16 protein-coding genes are annotated in these 19,531 nt (G+C 56.6%); 6 read left to right on the forward strand and 10 right to left on the reverse strand.

The features are described from left to right. Nucleotides 1–1,188: 1,188 nt before the first annotated feature. The 3 genes from C1M53_RS01190 to hisH all read right to left on the reverse strand — a co-directional run bounded on the left by C1M53_RS01190 (nt 1,189) and on the right by hisH (nt 3,937). Entirely contained in the window at nt 1,189–2,481 is a 1,293-nt protein-coding gene (locus tag C1M53_RS01190) for a lipopolysaccharide biosynthesis protein (RefSeq protein WP_165358013.1), read from the reverse strand. A gap of 80 nt (nt 2,482–2,561) precedes the next feature. Then, nucleotides 2,562–3,326: an AglZ/HisF2 family acetamidino modification protein gene (locus tag C1M53_RS01195; RefSeq protein WP_129410563.1), complete on the reverse strand. Its 765-nt coding sequence runs from the start codon at nt 3,324–3,326 to the stop codon at nt 2,562–2,564. Beyond that, a complete protein-coding gene (gene hisH, locus C1M53_RS01200; RefSeq protein WP_129410564.1) occupies nt 3,320–3,937 on the reverse strand; it encodes an imidazole glycerol phosphate synthase subunit HisH in 618 nt (205 codons plus the stop codon). Before hisH ends, C1M53_RS01195 begins: the two co-directional genes overlap by 7 nt. A gap of 589 nt (nt 3,938–4,526) precedes the next feature. Here hisH and C1M53_RS01205 point away from each other — a divergent pair. Together C1M53_RS01205 and C1M53_RS01210 are read left to right on the forward strand one after the other, a co-directional pair. Further along, nucleotides 4,527–5,825: a nucleotide sugar dehydrogenase gene (locus tag C1M53_RS01205; RefSeq protein ID WP_129410565.1), complete on the forward strand. Its 1,299-nt coding sequence runs from the start codon at nt 4,527–4,529 to the stop codon at nt 5,823–5,825. A 133-nt stretch (nt 5,826–5,958) separates the two neighbouring features. Continuing rightward, on the forward strand, nt 5,959–7,335 hold the full coding sequence (locus C1M53_RS01210) for a UDP-glucose/GDP-mannose dehydrogenase family protein (RefSeq protein WP_129410566.1): 1,377 nt from the start codon (nt 5,959–5,961) through the stop codon (nt 7,333–7,335). Between the two features lie 206 nt (nt 7,336–7,541). Here the strand turns inward: C1M53_RS01210 and pseI are convergent, their stop codons facing one another. Then, entirely contained in the window at nt 7,542–8,588 is a 1,047-nt protein-coding gene (pseI, locus tag C1M53_RS01215) for a pseudaminic acid synthase (RefSeq protein WP_129410567.1), read from the reverse strand. 178 nt (nt 8,589–8,766) lie between these two features. Continuing rightward, entirely contained in the window at nt 8,767–9,801 is a 1,035-nt protein-coding gene (gene pseG, locus C1M53_RS01220; protein WP_129410568.1) for a UDP-2,4-diacetamido-2,4,6-trideoxy-beta-L-altropyranose hydrolase, read from the reverse strand. Nucleotides 9,802–9,937: 136 nt separating this feature from the next. Between pseG and C1M53_RS01225 the strand changes: the two genes are divergently transcribed. From C1M53_RS01225 to C1M53_RS01235, 3 genes are all read left to right on the forward strand, one after another. Then, nucleotides 9,938–10,672, forward strand: coding sequence for a glycosyltransferase family protein (locus C1M53_RS01225; RefSeq protein ID WP_129410569.1), 735 nt, complete (start codon nt 9,938–9,940; stop codon nt 10,670–10,672). After that, nucleotides 10,669–11,055: a GNAT family N-acetyltransferase gene (locus tag C1M53_RS01230; protein WP_129410570.1), complete on the forward strand. Its 387-nt coding sequence runs from the start codon at nt 10,669–10,671 to the stop codon at nt 11,053–11,055. Before C1M53_RS01225 ends, C1M53_RS01230 begins: the two co-directional genes overlap by 4 nt. An 82-nt stretch (nt 11,056–11,137) precedes the next feature. Continuing rightward, the gene (locus C1M53_RS01235) at nt 11,138–12,397 is read left to right on the forward strand and encodes an aminotransferase class III-fold pyridoxal phosphate-dependent enzyme (protein ID WP_245488662.1); all 1,260 of its coding nucleotides are present in this window, start codon (nt 11,138–11,140) and stop codon (nt 12,395–12,397) included. Between the two features lie 58 nt (nt 12,398–12,455). Here C1M53_RS01235 and C1M53_RS01240 read toward each other — a convergent pair whose 3' ends face one another. The 3 genes from C1M53_RS01240 to pseB are packed head-to-tail and all read right to left on the reverse strand — an operon-like array spanning nt 12,456 to nt 15,620. Further along, nucleotides 12,456–13,358 (reverse strand): aldo/keto reductase, encoded by a 903-nt coding sequence (locus C1M53_RS01240; RefSeq protein ID WP_129410572.1) that lies wholly within the window; start codon nt 13,356–13,358, stop codon nt 12,456–12,458. Nucleotides 13,359–13,374: 16 nt separating this feature from the next. After that, nucleotides 13,375–14,586 carry a UDP-4-amino-4,6-dideoxy-N-acetyl-beta-L-altrosamine transaminase gene (gene pseC / locus C1M53_RS01245; protein WP_129410573.1) on the reverse strand — a complete coding sequence of 404 codons (1,212 nt, stop codon included), beginning with the start codon at nt 14,584–14,586 and terminating at the stop codon, nt 13,375–13,377. An 8-nt stretch (nt 14,587–14,594) separates the two neighbouring features. Next, on the reverse strand, nt 14,595–15,620 hold the full coding sequence (gene pseB, locus C1M53_RS01250) for a UDP-N-acetylglucosamine 4,6-dehydratase (inverting) (protein ID WP_129410574.1): 1,026 nt from the start codon (nt 15,618–15,620) through the stop codon (nt 14,595–14,597). Between the two features lie 207 nt (nt 15,621–15,827). On the opposite strand from pseB, the gene C1M53_RS01255 reads away from it, so the two are divergent. Beyond that, nucleotides 15,828–16,736, forward strand: coding sequence for an MBL fold metallo-hydrolase (locus C1M53_RS01255; RefSeq protein ID WP_129410575.1), 909 nt, complete (start codon nt 15,828–15,830; stop codon nt 16,734–16,736). Nucleotides 16,737–16,786: 50 nt separating this feature from the next. Here C1M53_RS01255 and C1M53_RS01260 read toward each other — a convergent pair whose 3' ends face one another. After that, complete coding sequence (locus tag C1M53_RS01260; protein WP_129410576.1) at nt 16,787–17,575, reverse strand: DUF1499 domain-containing protein; 789 nt, start codon at nt 17,573–17,575, stop codon at nt 16,787–16,789. A gap of 293 nt (nt 17,576–17,868) precedes the next feature. Then, nucleotides 17,869–19,497 (reverse strand): fatty-acid--CoA ligase, encoded by a 1,629-nt coding sequence (locus C1M53_RS01265; protein WP_129410577.1) that lies wholly within the window; start codon nt 19,495–19,497, stop codon nt 17,869–17,871. Nucleotides 19,498–19,531 lie beyond the last annotated feature (34 nt).

Below are 19,531 nucleotides of genomic sequence, written 5' to 3' on the forward strand. Positions count from 1 at the left end.
AAAAACTGGAAGCAACCGATTGATTTCATTCATTATCCGGCAAGAAAAGATTGTAACTAGAGCCGCGATGCCCTATCCCCGGATATACATGGGGGATCGCCCCCCGGCCAACTGGCACTTCTGGCGGCGGCAAATAGCCATTTTTGCCACCCATTTTCAAGGGCCAAGAGCACTCGAACCGATTAAGGCGACCGGCTCCACTGAGCAAAGAACAACCGAAGCAGGCCCAGACACAGATAACCGGTGGATCAGATGCGAGATCCTAGTCCGCCCAGCATCTCACCTGGCACCCATGCGCACCTTGTTTATCGCCCCCCCGCATCGCCCCATCACTTTATGATCAAGCGCAAATTAGCCAGCCCACTCGACGGTACCAAGATTTAGGACGCCACTGTCCTCTCGCGCGGGGAAGCGAAAAGCAACACGCTTACACCATCGCAAGTCCTCAACCTGTGGAATTGAGAAGGGGTCGTGAGGACAGCTTAGAAGCTGAGTGCAAGCGGGATTGCATTAAGCGAGATCCTTATCGCGGGATCAGCGAAGATGGCGTTTAGGGTCACAGGAATGATTCTGATAGCAATAGCAGGCACTATAATCCCATGAAGTCCAAAGTTGGCACAGACTTGTACGCAGTCTGCGGCTGCAACGGTCCCATTGAGACCGCGGGCCTCACCGCAGAGGCACGCAACCAAACGGCATCGATAGGGCGCCAGACAAATGCCTTGGTAAGGGCTTTGAATCCACCTCGGACATTTTTAGGGCTTTAGGAATAGTCGCATCGCGTAGAGCGGGCATTTCTCCGGCGGCGGCGGAGTAGACGGGACGCCGGCAGTAGATCGACCTGCTGCCGGCAATCACATTCAACATCAGGAGCCCCCCAATGAATGTTTATAGCAAGGCGGGAAACCCCATCGACATTTAAAAGGCAGAGCGATTAATAAATAACGAGAAAAATTTACGCAAAAATGCGCAGCAACAAAACATACAGAAAAGATATCGATTGCAGAAAATATTTATTACCATTCATTAAATAGATGCCAATCCAATGGATGGCAACTAATACCGCGAAGAGCACAGCACCCTTTGTTCGCACAAGCTAGATCACAAGAGGACTATGAAACCAACCCAGCTTCCCCCTCAAATACCAAACATCAGATAATTTGAATGATTTAAATAAAAAACATCGAACTAGGAAACTTTATTCTCTTCTCGCGAAATTCTCTCGGAGATCAGGATGTAGATCGCATACAGAACGACACCGACACAAGACAATACAGCGAGTGTTCCTTGAGCACTGAATAGCTTCGAACCTACGAAAAGGGACAGAGAGAACGACACCAATAATGCCAGCTGCCACACAGCGAGCAGCTTTAGTCTCTCAGCAATATAGAAGGACCAACTCACAGGAGACGCAACGAACTGCAGGCAAACAAAAGGCGCCAATATCTGCCCATATACGCCAGCCTCCCTCCATTCGACACCAGCCACGACCTCAAACAGCTTCGGTCCCAACAAGACGAGGGTAGCGCACAATACAACAGAGAGAAGAACAAGCGGCAGAAGAGTAACCCTCATAGTTCGATTGAAGTTTCCAGTTTGTTGACGCTCCGTCGCAGCTCGCTGGCGGAATGTCTCGCCCAAACCGGTTACCATAATGGACGTTCCAGCCCAGATGCGCTGAAACATCGTCAGATATCCAGTGGCCGCCGAACCAAAAAAGGTAGAAAAAAACAAAACCGGCAGATTTGTCGCCAACGTGTTTGAGAAATCCGACGGAAGCGAAAACAGCGGGAAATTCCTATACCGCTTGACTTGCCCATATATCGCGGCTCTATCGGGAAGAGATACGCCGCCATATTGCCTCGCGACAACGCGCGATAAAATCAACGCGCATACGGCATAACCAGCAGTCACGCCGATAGCTAAGCCTTCCGCGTATTGGGTCGACGCGCCGAGCAATATCGATAAAAAAGCAGACACCAGAGCTGCACAAAATCGTGCAAAACTTACCTTTGCGAAGACTCGTTTTCGAATTGCCGCACTCAATAGAATTTGAACGCACCCCGAAAAAGCCACCGCAATGACACCCAGGCCAATCAAAGCCGAGTGAGCACGAACCGATCCAACTCCGATGAAGTATGCTAAAGTAAATATTATCGCGAGAGCGGATACAAAAGCAGTTAGAAAAAGAAATGCAGCACAAGCAATACTGACAGCAGCATCATCTTCTTCTGGAAGTAAGATAGCCGCCTCATAGCGACCCGTAGATGCGATTGTACCCAAGCCAACCAACGCAGCGAATACCCCAAACAAGCCGAATTCAGCTGGCGAATACAGCCTAGAAAGAATGGGGAGAACAGCCACCGGAATGACGGCCGCAAAAAGTACGCCGAGTGTATTGATGAGCGTATCCCGGCCGTAACTTCCTTTACCGAAGAAGACTACGAATCGTTCGCGCAACAGCCGCAGACGAATAGGCACGACCTGACTCCAGCTATCTCTTGGATTGTTGTACGCCACAGCAAAGAACAGAGCCGGGAAGCCTGAACAGATTCAGTTCGTCATCCGATATGGTCCAATAATTTCTCCAGAGCACCATAGCCGGGATAAGTGATAAGCACAGCCCGATGCTTGCCATGAAAAACGAAGAAGGCCCCTGCCGCAACCGCGCTGGCACCTGCCTGAATGGCATCCTTTATATCTTCAAGCTTGCCGACACCACCCAGGGCTACCAGCGGCACATCGATGGCGTCTGCCGCTACCCGGATCAGTTTGGTGTCAACGCCCTGCATGGTGCCATCCCGATCTACGGCATTCAGAACGACCTCGCCGGCCCCAGCATCAACCACCCTCTTGAGATGTGCCTGCCAATTTTTGTCTGTAGCTTTGGTGGCTGACCAATAAAGTTGATACCCTCCCATCCATCCCGTTTTGACATCAATCGAAGCAACCACGGCTTGCGTGCCAAATTTTTCGGCTATCTGAGTAATGAGTTTAAGATTGGTGGCGGTCGCCGTCTGCAAACTCACCTTCTCTACACCGAGGGCAAATAGAGTCTCGGCTTGTTCAAGCGTCGTAATGCCTCCGCCATAGCAGAAGGGCATAAAACACTCAGTCGAAAACTCCTTAATTACCGAAAAATCAGGCCCGCGCCCCTCTCGCGAAGCCATAATGTCCAGGACAAGAAGCTCGTCTACCTCCTTCTCATTGAAGATCCGGATGGCATTGAGCGGATCGCCAACGTAACGAGGGTCCGCAAATTTGGTGGTTTTGACCAATCCCCCATTGCGAAGAAGCAGGGTAGGGATAACGCGATGTCTCAGCATGCGAGTGTCGCGAAACTCTTGAGAACGCTCATACCGAACTTATGGCTCCTCTCAGGATGAAATTGCACGCCGAAAACATTGTCGCGCCCATAGGCAGCAACGAATTGGACGCCGTAGTTGCATGTTGCGATATCGTCGGATGGATATTTCGTGCGCGCGTAGTAGGAATGCACAAAATAGAAGCGCTGCTCCTCCTCGGTACTGGCAATGAGCGGGTTGTCGCGAACTGCAGTGACAGCGTTCCAGCCCATATGCGGAACCTTCAGCGTAGTTCCCGGTTCTGGACGAAACTTCAGAAACTCGGCATCAATCAGTTCCAGCCCCGTCGCATTACCCTCTTCGCTTCGACTGGCGAGTAATTGCATGCCAAGACATATTCCGAGGATCGGAATCTTCCGATCAAGAGCTTGACGACGCAAAGGCTGGACGAACCCTTTGCGGTGCAAGACATCCATCGCGTAGTCGAATGCCCCCACGCCGGGGAGAATAAGCGCATCGGCCTTCTCGATCTCCTCCACAGTCGAGGCAAATGTGCAATCAGCCCCGATGTGACGCAGCATATGGGCCACCGAGCCAATGTTCCCCAATCCATAGTCGACAATGGCAATCATGTGGTCGGCATTCCGTTTATTGGACCCTATCTGAGATCGTTCTGATATCAATCATAACTACTTCCATGCACGGAGGGACTTGTCCTGTCCCTCTCTCGAAACCGATCAGCGCTCACGGAAGGCGTTGGTAGAAATGATCTTAGCCTATCGCGAGCAAGGGAGTATCCCATTTCATATCCGATGAGAAGGAAGTAGGGATATGAAACCAGTTTCTCTTGCGCGAACATTCTCTCGGCACGCAAAGCACTCGCGGCCTCCAAATTTTTCTGCTCTGCAATCGAGCTTCAGCACCCCACCCTAGTCAATCTTGCCCAATGAGGAACTTTAAATTCAGAGGTGCGCACGATTCGTCCTCAGTCTTCTCACCGCACCTCACTTTAACTCTATATGGCTGTCTGTGTCCGCCGTATAGACGGGCACAAGGACCGAGCGCACCTCTTGCGCAGGTGGAAAAAATTCAACATAAGGCACCTTGGCCGCATGACCGGTATGGTGGGTCTTGATCGCAAAATGACCAAGTGATAGCGGCGCAACTCAAGCAACGTACCGGCAAGCTCGGTTCGCACTATTGTCAGGATCTTCGACCCTTATGGAACTACGCAGCAAGTTGTCTTCGCGGCAAGCGATAATCGGCATCGTGGGGCTGGGGTATGTCGGAATCCCGCTGGCGCTTCGGTTCAGCGAAGTCGGCTTCCCTCTTCTCGGCTTCGACATAGACACAGACAGAGTTGCCGCCCTCAATGCGGGGAAAAGCCCTATAAAGCATATTACCGGTGCCAGCATTGCCAATATGGTGTCGAAGGGTTTTGAGGCTACAGCAGATTTCTCGCGCATTGCAGAAGCTGATGCAATTATCATCTGCGTGCCGACCCCCCTCAGTGCGCACCGCGAGCCAGATTTATCGTTTATTGTCGGCACCATGGAGACGATCGCCCCATATCTTAGGTCAGGACAACTGCTCTCTCTTGAAAGCACGACATATCCAGGCACCACAGCCGAGGTTCTGGAGCCTTACGCGCGTAAGCGCGGTTTCACGATTGGGCAAGATTTCTTCCTGGTCTATTCGCCAGAACGCGAGGACCCCGGCAACCCAAACTTCAGCACACACACGATCCCGAAAGTGGTTGGCGGAACCACTCCGTCTTGCCGCGAATTGGGTGAAGTCCTTTACAGTGCGGCTGTCGAGCGCGTGGTACCAGTGTCATCCACTCAGGTGGCGGAACTCACCAAATTGCTGGAGAACATCCACCGATCAGTCAATATCGGTCTCGTCAACGAGATGAAGATGATTGCGGATCGCATGAATATAGACATTTTCGAGGTCATTGAGGCTGCAGCGACCAAACCGTTCGGTTTCACAGCCTACTATCCAGGCCCAGGACTCGGTGGCCATTGTATTCCCATTGATCCGTTCTACCTCACATGGAAGGCGCGCGAATACGGACTGTCCACCCATTTCATCGAACTCGCCGGTGAGATCAACCGCGAAATGCCACAGTGGGTGACCAGCAAAATTGCGGACGCACTGAACGATCGTGAAAAGTCCATAAAGGGCAGCCGTATCCTCGCACTTGGAATTGCGTATAAGCGCGATGTTGACGATATGCGGGAATCTCCATCTGTGTTGGTGATGGAGAACCTCCGAGATCGAGGTGCTATTGTAGAATATTCAGATCCAAATGTGCCCGTATTCCCGAAGATGCGTGAGCATAAGTTCGACCTAAAATCAGTTCCGCTCACCGCTGAGAACATCGCATCGTATGACTGTGTCGTTCTTCTCACCGATCACAGCGACGTCGATTATTCGCTTATTCTGAATTCTGCCAAGCTTATCGTAGATACACGCGGCAAATTCCGTGATCCTGCGATCAACGTCATCAAAGCATAGCCAACACACGCCAATCTGGGAGAATCGGTGAATGAGCAGGTTGCTCTGCTTATGGCGGGTCGGACGGTATTTATCGCAGGCACGAGGGGAGCAGAAGTAGCGCTAGTTGGAAGCCTCCTAGAGATCAGAACACATGAAAATCTCCGTCTTCGGTACCGGCTATGTTGGCTTGGTCGCAGGCGCCTGCTTCGCAGAGGTGGGACATCAGGTCTATTGCGTCGACAACAATGCCGAGAAGATTGAGGGCCTCAAGAACGGCGTCGTGCCGATTTCGGAACCTGGTCTCGATGAACTCGTCGAGCGCAACTTCGCGGCAGGCCGCCTGCTCTTTTCCACCGATGCAAAGGCTGCGATCAACTTCAGCGAGTTGATCTTCATCGCCGTCGGCACACCGCCCGAAGAAGACGGCTCGGCGGATCTCAGCCATGTCCTGGCCGTGGCTGCCACCATTGGCGACAACTTAAACGACTATGCCGTCGTGGTGGACAAGTCGACTGTTCCGGTTGGCACCGCTGACAAAGTGGCGGCCACGATATCGGCCAGATTGTCCGCACGCGGATTAGAGCTGCCATTCGACGTCTGCTCCAATCCTGAATTCCTCAAGGAAGGCAGTGCAATCGAGGACTTCACCAAGGCTGCCCGCACCGTGGTGGGCACGGATTCCGAACGGGCGCGTAAGATCATGCGGGCGGTCTATGCACCGTACAACCGCAACCATGACAAGCTCATCTTCATGGACGTGCGATCAGCGGAGCTGACGAAATACGCCGCCAACGCGATGCTGGCGACAAAGATCAGCTTCATGAACGAGATCGCCAACCTTGCCGAACGCCTGGGGGCGGATATCGAACAAATACGACTCGGTATCGGCTCGGATCCGCGCATCGGGTATCATTTTATCTACCCAGGCTGCGGATATGGCGGTTCCTGCTTTCCCAAGGATGTTCGTGCGCTGTCGCATAGTGCCGAGGAAGTCGGCTACGACGCCGCTTTGATCAAGGCGGTCGAGACAACCAACAAATACCAACGAAATGTGCTGTACGGTAAACTCGCACGCATATTCGATGGCGACCTGGCCGGCAGAACCATCGCGGTTTGGGGACTGGCCTTCAAGCCCAACACCGATGACATGCGCGAGGCCCCCAGCCGCTTCCTGATGGAAGCGCTCTGGAACGCCGGCGCGAAGGTAAAGGCATACGATCCCGAAGCCGGAACTGTTGCCGAAGGGCTCTATGGACATCGAGCCGATTTTACGCTGGTGGAGCGACAGGAAGATGCCGTGGCCGATGCCGACGCACTCGTGATCTGCACCGAATGGAAACAGTTTCGCGTTGTCGACTTCAGTTGGTTGAAGTCACAACTGAAAGCGCCTGTCATCGTAGACGGACGCAATCTCTACGACCCTGCCGAACTCCGCAGGCAAGGGCTGCTATACTACGCTGTCGGCAGAGGCGACTCCGCCAACTTGTTTTCCCCACCAGCGAATGCGGGAGCACGAACAGGCGTTTAGAATGGTATCCGGCCTGCGCGGGAAGGGAATGGTATCAGGCGCAGCGCCCCTCGATTCTCGCTGTATTGCGGTACCACCCTCGACACCGTGGGATAGCGAGAGGGCCAAAAGGGTATCTGGAATACGGCCTGGCGGCGACAACGGACATCGTCCAGGCTCCAGCACATCGACGCCGCAATCCCGAGGTCGCCAGCATTGACGCAGGATCAGCCGATGAGCTCCCAGCTCACTGGCGTACCGACCGGCGCATCCCTGGCCACACGTTTACCGATCACGACATCATAGAACTTCGGCGGCAATCCGAAACCTGGACGGATGATGCGGACATTTTCGGCGGAAAGCACGTCGCCGGCCCTCACATCGCGCGAAATGTAGAGTGAACGCCGGAACGCCGTCGACTTCTCTTCTGCCGGCTGCATGCCATATCTGACGACACCCAGAGATTGCCATGCCCGCTCGGTTTCGACACGCAGTTGCAGGAACTCTTCCGGCTCGAGCGAAAAACTCGAATCGACGCCACCATCGCTTCTGCGGAGCGTGAAGTGCTTTTCGATGAGCACTGCCCCATGCGCCACGGCCGCAGCTGCAGCCCCGCAGCCCATCGTGTGGTCGGAAAGACCAACTTCGCAACCTGGAAACGCCTCACGCAAATGCGGAATTGTGAGCACGTTGGTATTTTGCGGGGTCGCGGGATAAGTGCTTGTGCATTTCAACAGCACGATATCCTCACACCCGGCTTGCCGCGCAGTACGAACGGCGTCGTCGATCTCGGCCAGCGTTGCCATGCCGGTGGAAATGATCATTGGTTTGCCAGCCGCAGCCACTTTCCGGATCAGAGGCAGATCCGTGCATTCGAAGGACGCAATCTTGAAAGCGTAGACATCGAGCGAGCTAAGGAAATCTGTGGCGGTATCATCGAAGGGCGTCGAGAAGCAGTGAATGCCATGGCTGGCCGCACGTTCCATGATCGGTTTGTGCCACTCCCAAGGAGTATGCGCTTCCTGGTACAGCTCGTACAGTTGCCGGCCTGCCCATAGACTTTCCTTGTCGTCGATCACGAAGCCTGGTGCACGGATGTTCAAGGTCATCGTGTCGGCCGTGTAGGTTTGCAGCTTGATGGCATCAGCGCCGGAACGGGCCGCAGCGTCCACAATTTCCAACGCTCGGTCGAGCGACTGATTATGGTTACCGGACATCTCGGCGATCAAATAAGGACGATGGCCCAGACCGATTTCACGATTGCCGATTTTCACAACGCCTCCCCATTCCGACAGCCCAGTTTCGTGTCTGCGCCGGCCGCGACAGGTCCAGACGGGTCGCGGCACTTGAGAGACGAAGTCGACACGTCATCTCGTGAACTTCATTGAACCTGTCAAGCGACGCGGCCGGGCATTCTCTTGCGCTTGCGGCGACAGGAGCCTGCGCCGGATTCTACTCTCGCGAACTCAGCAATGCCTGCACAACGCGGTCAGCGCCGGTCCCGTCGCATACCGCGGAAGCCGCAAGATGCATCGCATGGAGTTTGGTGGTGTTTCGTGCCAACATGCGGATAGCGCCAGCAACACGGCTGACTGTGTCGGCCGAGAGCCTTCCAATCCCGATTGCCGCACCAGCTTCCTCCAACGCCGCCGCATTGTGCATCTGATTGTCAGCGACGATGAGCAGGAGAGTGGGCCGGCCGACACAGCAGCGTTCGTAGCTGGCACTGCCGGGTGCGCCCACGACCAAATCGGCCGCGGCTGTCAGCTTCGCCATCGCTTCAGCGTCGGCGCCAACATGCAGGTTCCATAGACCGCCGGCAGCCGAAATGGCGGTCTTGACGGCGTCGAGGTGAGGCGCGGCCTCGCCGAGAACGCAGTCGACCTCATACATCCCACCAGCTTCAAGGATCCCCTTCAGTACGACCTCGGTAGCATTCAAGTTGTCGCTCAAGCCCAGCGAGATCAAAATATGTCGTACCGCATCCGGCTTTTGTTCAAGTGCCGCGTGCCGTTCTTTTTGGAAAGCGTCGCGCAGCATCGCGTAATTGCTACCGCAAAGCAGGATCGTGCCTGAAGCGACCTGCTGGTCGTACTCTTCTGGCCGCCGTCGAAAGGTCATGTCGACCAAGTGGGTACAAGCGTGATGCCGCGACGGTGCATCGTCGATGACCAGCACCTTCTTGGCCCAACCTGCCAGTGACCTCTCAAATCCTTCACCAAGGCCGTAGTGATCCACAACAGCAAGCTCAACACCGGAAGACCAATGCGCCATCATCCGCGCGGCGTCAGCTTCGGTGCCGACCATGCCTTGCAAAACATCAGGAAAATCGACGAGCAACTGCGGGATGCTCTTCACGGTCTCGTCGGACACGGCAAAGGCGACGTCGAAGCCATTTCGTCTTAACGCCGCGCCCAGCGCAGCGCAGCGTACGACATGTCCCCCACCGATGATCGTCCCCGCGTCGCACCGGATCACCGCCCGCATCAAACGCCCCTCAGCTGAGCCTCAAAATTGTGTGTGATCAGACGCAAAGGTCTTGATAATGCATGGATAGTGCCGCTCCATTTACTATAGAGGCGTAACAGATCGGGCAATCTTACAGCGCTGACCGGATGCACTGATGATCATAGTGGTGTTGCAAGCAAGGGCATCTTCGAGCCGGCTTCCAGGCAAGGTGCTGAAGCCTATCCTCGGCAAGCCAATGCTGCTTCATCAAATCGAGCGCATCCAACGCGCAAAAGTACCTGCTCGGGTGGTATTGGCGACCAGCCGCAATCCGGAAGACGATGCCGTGGCGCATATAGGTCAAAACGCTGGCATCGTGGTCTATCGTGGTGATCTGGACGACGTCCTAGACCGCTTCTATCGTGCGTCCGAACCATTCGCGCCTTCTCACGTCGTGCGGCTAACCGGTGACTGCCCGCTCACCGATCCCGGCATCATCGATGCCGTCACCCGCTTCGCTGTCGACGGCAACTACGACTACGCCTCCAACTCAATTCGACCGACATTTCCCGATGGACTGGATGTCGAGGTCGCGACTTTCGAAGCCCTTCAAATCGCCTGGAGGGAGGCGACAACGAGATCCGACCGGGAACATGTGATGCCGTTTCTCCATCGCCAATCGGATCGTTTCACGTTGGGAAATTATGAAAATGAAAGGGACCTGTCCGCGTTGCGTTGGACAGTCGACGAACCTGCTGATTTCACCTTTGTAGAAGCCATCTATCAGGCTCTCTACCCGGCAAAGTCCGCCTTCGACAGCGGTGACGTGCTTGCCTATCTGGAGGCGAATCCGTCGCTCGCAGCCCTGAACTCCGGTTTCGTGCGAAACGAAGGGTTCAAAGGCGAATGAAGCTGCGCCCCGCGACTGCCGAAGATGCGCGACTGTTGTTCGACTGGCGAAATGAGCCGCTTACCCGAGCGATGTCGGTCAGTACGGAACCCGTCACCTGGGAAGCCCACCTGCAATGGCTGTCCGCCAGATTGGCCCGGCCGGAGCCCGGGCTATACATCTGCGAGGATAACGGCAGCGCACGGGGCATGGTGCGTATCGACGACGACCAGATCAGCTATTCCATCGACCTGAATTTTCGAGGCAAAGGTGCGGCCACCCGCATGCTCATGTTGGCACGACATCACTTCGGCCCGAAACGTGCAAGGATAAAACGAAGCAACGAAGCTTCGGCAAAAGCGGCAATGAAAGCCGGCCATACAGTTGAATACATCAAGGATTGAAGTCGCGATGTCCAAGTCCAGCCCGAGGCAGGAAATGATCTCTCTCCATGCAGGCGGCGGCCGCTATCGGACTTCAGAAGAGATGCTGGACGAGGCGTTGAAGATCATTCCGCTTGGTTCGCAGACATTTTCAAAGAGCCTCACGCAGTATCCGCGCGGTGTCTCGCCCTTCTTCATCCAGCGAGGCAGCGGCTCCGTTGTCTGGGATGTTGACGGCAATGCCTATACCGATTTCAACAATGGCCTGTGCTCGGTGACGCTTGGTCATGCCGATGCGGATGTGAATGCCGCCGTCATGGAGCAGCTCAAGGATGGCATCTCTTTCCCTTTGGCACATCCACTCGAAGCGGCGGTGGCAGAACTCATCGTCGAGATGGTGCCGTCGGCTGAAATGGTACGCTTCGGCAAGAACGGATCCGACGCCACCTCTGGGGCCATCAGGGCGGCGAGAGCCTTCACAGGTCGAGAACGTGTCGCCATGTGCGGCTACCACGGCTGGCAGGACTGGTACATCGGCTCGACTGCCCGCAACAAAGGGGTCCCGAAGGCAACCCGCGAGCTCTCCCATGTCTTCCCGTACAATGACCTGGAAGCGCTCGACAAAGTCCTGTCATCCCACCCCGATGAGTTTGCAGCGGTCATTCTCGAACCGATGAATACCACCTTCCCGAAAGAGGGCTACCTGCAGGGAGTGATCGACCTCGCTCACAGCCATGGCGCACTTGCGATCTTCGACGAAACCATAACCGGTTTTCGATATGCCGAGGGTGGCGCCCAGCAGCTTTTCGGCGTGAAGCCCGATCTTTCCTGCTTCGGCAAGGGACTGGCCAATGGCTATCCTCTTTCTGCGGTGGCCGGTCGTGCCGACATCATGGCCGAGTTTTCCGAAATCTTCTTTTCCTTCACCATGGGTGGAGAAGCGATGTCGCTGGCGGCAGCCCAAGCCAGCTTGAGGAAGATCCGCAGCCATAACGTGATCGAGAAACTCAACACCACAGGCGGCAAGGTCGCAGATGGCGTCAAAGCCTTGATCGCCAAGCATGGCTGTGAAAGCTTCCTTGGCTTCGCCGGGCATCCGACATGGTCGTTCCTGACCATCTCAGATGCCCATGGCAGCACTTCCTTTGAAATCAAAACCCTCTGGATGCAGGAAATCCTGGCTCGGGGCATCATTTCGGTCGGAACACACAACGTCAGCTTCGCGCACAGCGACGCGGATGTTGAAAAGCTGCTCAGTGCCTATGACGAGATATTTCCAATTCTGCGCGATGCCGTGGAAAACAAGGCCATCCGGCAGTATCTTCACTGCGAACCGCTGGTGCCGCTGTTCCGGGTGAGGTAGCGCGAAACGCGCCCGTTGCTCAGAAGCGCGGGCCGTCCACGTAAGACGTAAGACCCGTTTACAACGCGCTCCACAACGCTGGGTTTAACAGGCGTGGATCGGAAATCGGCCAACGCCAGGAGGCATGATCGATTTGTCGAGTGCGCAATAGGTTCGCCGTTGAGACGATTTCCTCGAATTCACGAAGGCTCGCCGCCCCGACGATCACACGATCGATCATCGGATGTCGAAAGACAGAAGCGAAGAGCCCTTCCATGACAGTCAGATGAGCGTCAGCGAAGGCTTGCCGCATCTGGATCAGGGATGGTGCAAGAGCCGCGAACTTCGATGGCAGCTGCTCTGGCGGCAACAAAAGCAATCCCTGGAGAAATATCGAACGGGCGTGGATCTCGACCTTGCGCGCCGCCAGGCTGCCGAGCTGGCCTTCATCAGCCAGGCGCAGATCGAGGGCATTGATGGGAAGCTGGACGATATCGATGTCGTACCGTGCCAGCAGCTCGTCGATGTCGTTGCCGGAATAGACGGAAGCGCCAATCTTGCGGACCAATCCCGATGCCTTGATGTCCTGCAGACAGCGCCACACCCTGTCGCTGTAGCGACCGAGCAGGTCAGCCGCATCATGAACCATCAGGGCATCGACGTGGCTGACCTGGAGATTACGGATAGATCGCTCGAAGCACGAAATGATGGCCTCGACAGCCGCGTCTGGGCTTGTTTCGCTGCCTACCTTGACGGTTTTGGTCACGATATCGAAAGCAGCTCCAGCAGCCGCCTGACCGATCGTAGCCTCACTGTCGCCGTAGAGGGCGGCCGTATCGACGGTGCGTACGTCATTCTGACGTGCAAAGCGAAGGATCGAACTCGCCTCGTCTACCCCCACTTTGCCGGCCTGATTGGTGACCCCATAAGCAAGCCCAAACTGAACGGTGCCGATACCAAGACGCGCGGGACCAGAAAGCATGAGAGCGCCGTTCCCGCTAGCTGTTGATACCGAGGACGCTCCTGAGTGCCCTGACGACCCGTTCCGCGTCCTGGTCGGTCATCAGTGGATAGTAGGGAATGGAAAGGGCCTTTGCGTAGTATGAATCGGCTCCCGGCAGATCGACCGCGCCCGAGTGCTCGACGTAGTAGGGTTGGCGATGGATCGGGATATAGTGAACCTGTGTGCCTATCCCTAACTCCCGCAGATCAGCCATCACGCGCGCCCGCTCCTTGCCGAGTGCAGTGAAATCGATGAGCAGCGGATAGAGATGAAGCACTGGTTCTGCAGAAGTTTCAATCCGAAGTGGTTTTACAAGTTCACCAACGTCGCCGAAATGCCGATCGTAGATTTCCTTCAGTTGCGTGCGCCGCTCTGCAAACATCGACAGCTTCTTGAGCTGCGAATGGGCGAGAACGCAGGCAAAATCCGGCGCCCTAAAATTGAAGCCCAATTCCTGCATCTCGTAGTACCAGGGATTGGCATCACCTGAACGTGCAAACGCCAGATCGCGGTTCACGATTTTCTCGGCCCCTCTTACCATCCCGTGCGAGCGCAAGAGCTTCAGTCGTTCGTGAAGAACCGGATTGTTCGTCGCAATAACGCCGCCCTCACCCATCGTGATCGTTTTCACCGGGTGCAGCGAGAAGACGGTCATCGCGGAATGCTGGCATGAGCCAACCTTAACCGCGGCGCCAGTCTCGTTGCGATAGGTTGATCCCAAAGCATGGCAGGCATCTTCCACCAGAACGATGTCATGTTCGCTGGCAATGCGCGCAATTTCCGGCATGTCCACCGGGTTGCCATTGAGATGCACCACAACTGCCATCTTCACCGGCCCTGCGGCACGTTTTATGGCAGCCTGAAAAGTGTCCGGCGTTACCAGGCCGGTATCCGGATCTGCATCGGCAAAGGCGATTTCGGCACCTGTGTAGCGCATGCCGTTGGCGGAAGCCAAAAACGACATGGTCGGCGCAAGACCGATATCATTCGCACCGACTTGTGCTGCCAGCGCGGCCAGATGCAGTGCCACCGTTCCATTGGAGACGACGACAGCATAGCGGGCACCAACGACCTCTGCGAATGCAGCTTCGAATGCCTCGACCGCGGGACCAGTGGTCAACCAGTCCCCACGCAGGCATGCTGCAACCGCAGCGATATCGTCTTCATCGACCCAGTGTCGACCGTAGGGTAAAAAACTCTCGGACATGACGGACCTCAAATGCCGGTGCGCGCCACCAATTCATTGAAACCGCTCTCGTCCAACCATTCGTCATTGATATCGCTCGAATAGTTGAAATTGCTGGGGACCCGCGTCAGATCGCCCGCGACGTCTTCATCCTTTGTCCAGAAACGGAAGGCGGGCAAGATCGCGTAGCGGTCGCCGAGGTCCACCGTCATGCGAGCATCGTCGCCGGTCACCATGACCTCATGCAGCTTCTCGCCCGGGCGGATGCCCACGATTTCATGCGGAATACCGGGCGCGATAGCATTGGCGAGATCGACCACTTTCATCGATGGAATTTTCGGCACAAAAATCTCGCCGCCATTCATCAGGTCAAATGACGACAGCACCATGTTGATGCCTTGCTCGAGCGTAATCCAGAAACGGGTCATTTCAGGATGCGTGATCGGGATACGATCGACCTTGTTTGCAACCAGTTTGCGGAAAAACGGCAACACGCTACCGCGCGAGCCCATGACATTGCCGTAGCGGACAACCGAGCTCCGGAGACCCGACGCACCGGCAATGTTGTTTGCGGCGATGAAGATCTTGTCCGAGGCAAGCTTTGAAGCGCCGTAGAGATTGATCGGGTTGGCAGCCTTGTCAGTAGACAGCGCCACTATCTTCCTGACCCCTTTGTTCAGGGCAGCGCGCACGACGTTCTCTGCGCCAATGATATTCGTCTGGACGCATTCGAATGGATTGTATTCGGCGATCGGCACATGCTTGAGAGCTGCGGCGTGGACGACATACTCGATTCCTGCCATGGCCATTTCCAGTCGAGCCTGGTCTCGAACGTCACCAATAAAATAGCGCAGACAGGGATGCTCTTGATCGCTGAGCTCCTGGTTCATCTCGTATTGTTTCAACTCATCGCGCGAGAAGATGACAAGACGAGCAGGTTTGTAACGCTGCAGAACCGTACGTACAAAAGCCTTGCCGAAGGAGCCTGTCCCGCCGGTGATGAGTATCGACTTACCATCCAGATTCGGCGCGGGCTCAAGAAAATTGCGGATCATTTGGATGTTTCCAGGAAAATGTCTTTGAGATGAGAATTGAACCGAATCCGAGGGTAAACGCGGACGCTGGAGCAGAGCTTGCCAAGGAAGGCCAATTGACACCCGGCCGAACGGAGGCAGCTGGCCAAAATCGCATCGCGGTTTTGTCAGTTGTCCATGCTCGACGGCAGCCGCTATCGTCGTACCTACACTGGAGCCTTGCCTCGCATGACATTGAAATTCGACGCCCGATTTGATCCGAGCTATGGCTCGGCTGTAGAGCTTGCACCGGGCGTCCTGCGCATCACGGCGCAAAATCCCAGCCCGTTCACCTTCCACGGCACCAATTCCTACATCATCGGTCGCGATACGCTGGCGGTGATCGACCCGGGACCTGAAAACGACGCGCATTTCAACACGTTGGTCGAAGCCATTGCCGGGCGGCCGGTCAGCCATATCTTCGTCAGTCACACACATCGCGATCACTCGCCACTCGCCGTCAGACTGAAAGCAGCGACGGGCGCGACGGTTCTGGCCGAGGGGCCACACCGCCCTGCCCGACAGCTCCGGATCGGCGAAACCAATCCGCTCGACGCCAGCGCCGACACCGAATTCCGACCGGACATTGTCCTGCCTGACAATTCCCTGACCACGGGCGATGGCTGGTCGATCCGCACGGTGCTGACACCCGGCCACACCGCCAATCATGCCGCCTTCGCCCTGGAAGGCAGCGGCATTCTGTTCTCCGCCGACCATGTCATGGCCTGGGCCACGAGCATCGTGGCGCCGCCCGACGGCGCCATGGCGGACTACATGCGCTCACTCGACCGGCTGCTGGAACGTGAGGATCGCGTCTTGCTGCCTGGCCACGGTGGTCCGGTGACCGCGCCGAAAACCTTCATGCGCGGGCTGAAGGCCCACCGCAAGATGCGCGAGCGCGCCGTGCTTGAACGGCTGAAACTCGGGGATCGCAGCATAAAGGCGATCGTCGAGGCGATCTATCGCGAGACAGACCCGAGACTGCATGGCGCTGCGGGGCTTTCGGTTCTGGCGCATCTGGAAGACCTGGTCGCAAGGGGGCTGGCAACCAGTGATGGCGAGGTCTCGATCGACGGCGTGTTCCGGCCGGCAGCCTGATCAGACAGAAGTTCGCGCTGAGCAACGGCCCATCGTTGCCCAGCAATAAGCTATTGCGCAGCCGTCGTCCCGATCTGTGCAGAAACCTCCTGGTCGAGTTCGGCGAGAAATGCGACGATCCGCTCGGCATTGTCGCCCAGATCATGGCGGCCATAGCGCGAGGCGGAGCGCATATCGACCAATGTTGTTTCGCCATCGGTGGTGATGCGGATCGCCACGTCCGCCGGCAGATCCAGCACGAAGGATGTGGCGAGCGCTGTGATCGTCGCCTCGGTTTGTCCCTCCTGCGGTCCGGGCATCTCGCCGACGACGGCCCAGCCGCGACGGTCAAGCACGGTCTGCACGGCCGCCAAAGTCTCGTCGAATGGCAGGTCGTAACGGTGACCGGTCACCGATGGGTAGATCTCGGCCTGCAGGCGCTCCTCGCCCGGCGTCAGCGGGGCGAGGACATTCATGCCGACGGTGCGGGAACTGATGTCGAGCCGGGGCGGATTGTCGAGATCGGTCGAGATGTCCCTCAATGTCGGATAGCTGGCGATGCGGTACCCAGCGACACCGTAAGGCGCCAGCACAAGCACTGCCAGAAGTGCGCCCACCGAAAGGTCGCGGCCACCAATCGCACCATGGCTCCACAACCTTGCCAGCGCGAAACCGGCAAAGAGCAAGGCCAACAGGGCCAGCAGCGCCACCAGCGCCAGCACCCACAGAAAACCGCCTGTCTCGACCAGACCGTAATGGTGACCGACCCACGCGGTGAGCAGAAGCACTGCCGAGAAAGCCCCCGTTCGTCGCGACCAGCCCGCCGCCTTTGCCACCTGCCGTTCGGGATATGCCGTCATTGCCACCGATTTTCCGCAGAGCAATTCCAGGAAAAAGTGTGTAGCGGTTTCCCGCCCAGAATTGCGTAAAAACAAAGAACCAAAGCGTTTCTGCGTTTCGGTCAGGAATGGAAACGCTCTAGTCCGGCCAGAGCATTAGAGTGTTTCGACATCGGAATGAAGCTGAAAGGCGGTGATCAGCACCACCTTCGCTGGGGATTCGCATGCCGGAATGTCACTGTGGCAACGCTCCGGCACTTTGCGTGGCGCTTGATGATTTCCGAAGATCGGTTCCGACGTTCTAAGCCATACGCTCAGTCGGTCGGCAGGCGATAGTCGCGGAACTGGGCACGCAACGCGCTTTTCTGGATCTTGCCTGTGGCCGTATGCGGAATCTCTGCAACAAAGGCGACATCGTCCGGCATCCACCATTTGGCGATCTTGCCGCTCATGAAACCAAGAATGTCGTCTCGCGAGAGTTCCTTGCCCGGCTTCTTCACCACCACCAGCAAAGGCCGCTCATCCCATTTGGAGTGGCGGATGCCGATCGCGGCCGCCTCTGCCACATCGGGGTGACCGACTGCAAGATTTTCGAGTTCGATGGTGGAAATCCACTCGCCGCCGGACTTGATGACGTCCTTGGCTCGGTCGGTGATCTGCATGTAGCCGTTGGGGTCGATATGCGCGACATCGCCTGTGTCGAACCAGCCATCATCATCGAACTGCTCGGCTCCCGCGCCGCCATAATAAGCGCTGGCCACGGCGGGGCCACGCACCTTCAGGCGACCGAATGTCCTGCCGTCCCACGGGTGGGCATTGTCGTTGTCGTCGGTTACCTTCATTTCGACACCGAACGGCGCGAAGCCCTGGGTCTGCTGAACATCGAGCCGCGCATCGCCGGTCAGTCCGGCATATTCGGGTTTCAGTGTTCCCAGCGTGCCGAGCGGGCTCATTTCGGTCATCCCCCACGCATGGATGACCTGGACATCGTAGTTGTCCTGGAACTTCTGGGTGATGGCGCGCGGACATGCCGAACCGCCGATCACCACCTTCTTCAGGTAAGGCAGTTTCTTGCCGGTTTCCTCCAGATATTGCAGCAGCATCAGCCATACGGTCGGAACCGCTGCGGTGAAGCTCACCTGTTCGGTGTCGAGCAGTTCATAGATGGAGGCGCCATCCATTTTGCCGCCGGGCATGACCATCTTGGCCCCGATCATCGGCCCAGACTGGCCAAGCCCCCAGGCATTGGCGTGGAACATCGGCACCACCGGCAGCACGGCATCGCGCGAGGAGATGCCCATGGCATCCGGCATGGCTGCGATCATGGCGTGGAGCACATTGGAACGATGGCTGTAGAGTACGCCCTTGGGCTCACCCGTGGTGCCGGACGTATAGCACATGCCGGCGGCGGTGTTCTCGTCGAAGCTTGCCCATTGAAAATCGCCATCGGCTTCAGCCAGCCATTCCTCATAAGGCACGGCATTGGCCAGGCTGGTTGCCGGCATATGCGCCTTGTCTGTCAGCACGATGATCTTCTTCAGCGACGGTACCGCGCCGGCGATTTTCTCAACCAGTGGCATGAAGGTGAGGTCTACGAAAATCGCCCGGTCTTCCGCGTGGTTCATGATCCAGACGATCTGTTCGGGAAACAGGCGTGGGTTGAGCGTGTGGTACACCGCGCCTATGCCCATCGTGCCATACCAGGCTTCGAGATGGCGAGCTGTGTTCCAGGCCAGCGTCGCGATGCGATCGCCCAGTTTGAAACCATCGCGCGCCAGCCGCTGCGCGACTTTCAATGAGCGCTGCCGGAGTTCGGCATAGTTCGAACGCACGATCGGCCCTTCGCAGGAGCGCGAAACGATTTCACGCTTGCCATGCTGGATAGCCGCATTGTCCAGGATCTTGTGGCACAGCAAGGGCCATTGCTGCATCAGTCCGAGCATCGTGTTCCTCCTCATCTTATGTTTTTTCCGCATT

It is taken from the genome of Mesorhizobium sp. Pch-S (assembly GCF_004136315.1).
Taxonomy (GTDB): domain Bacteria; phylum Pseudomonadota; class Alphaproteobacteria; order Rhizobiales; family Rhizobiaceae; genus Mesorhizobium.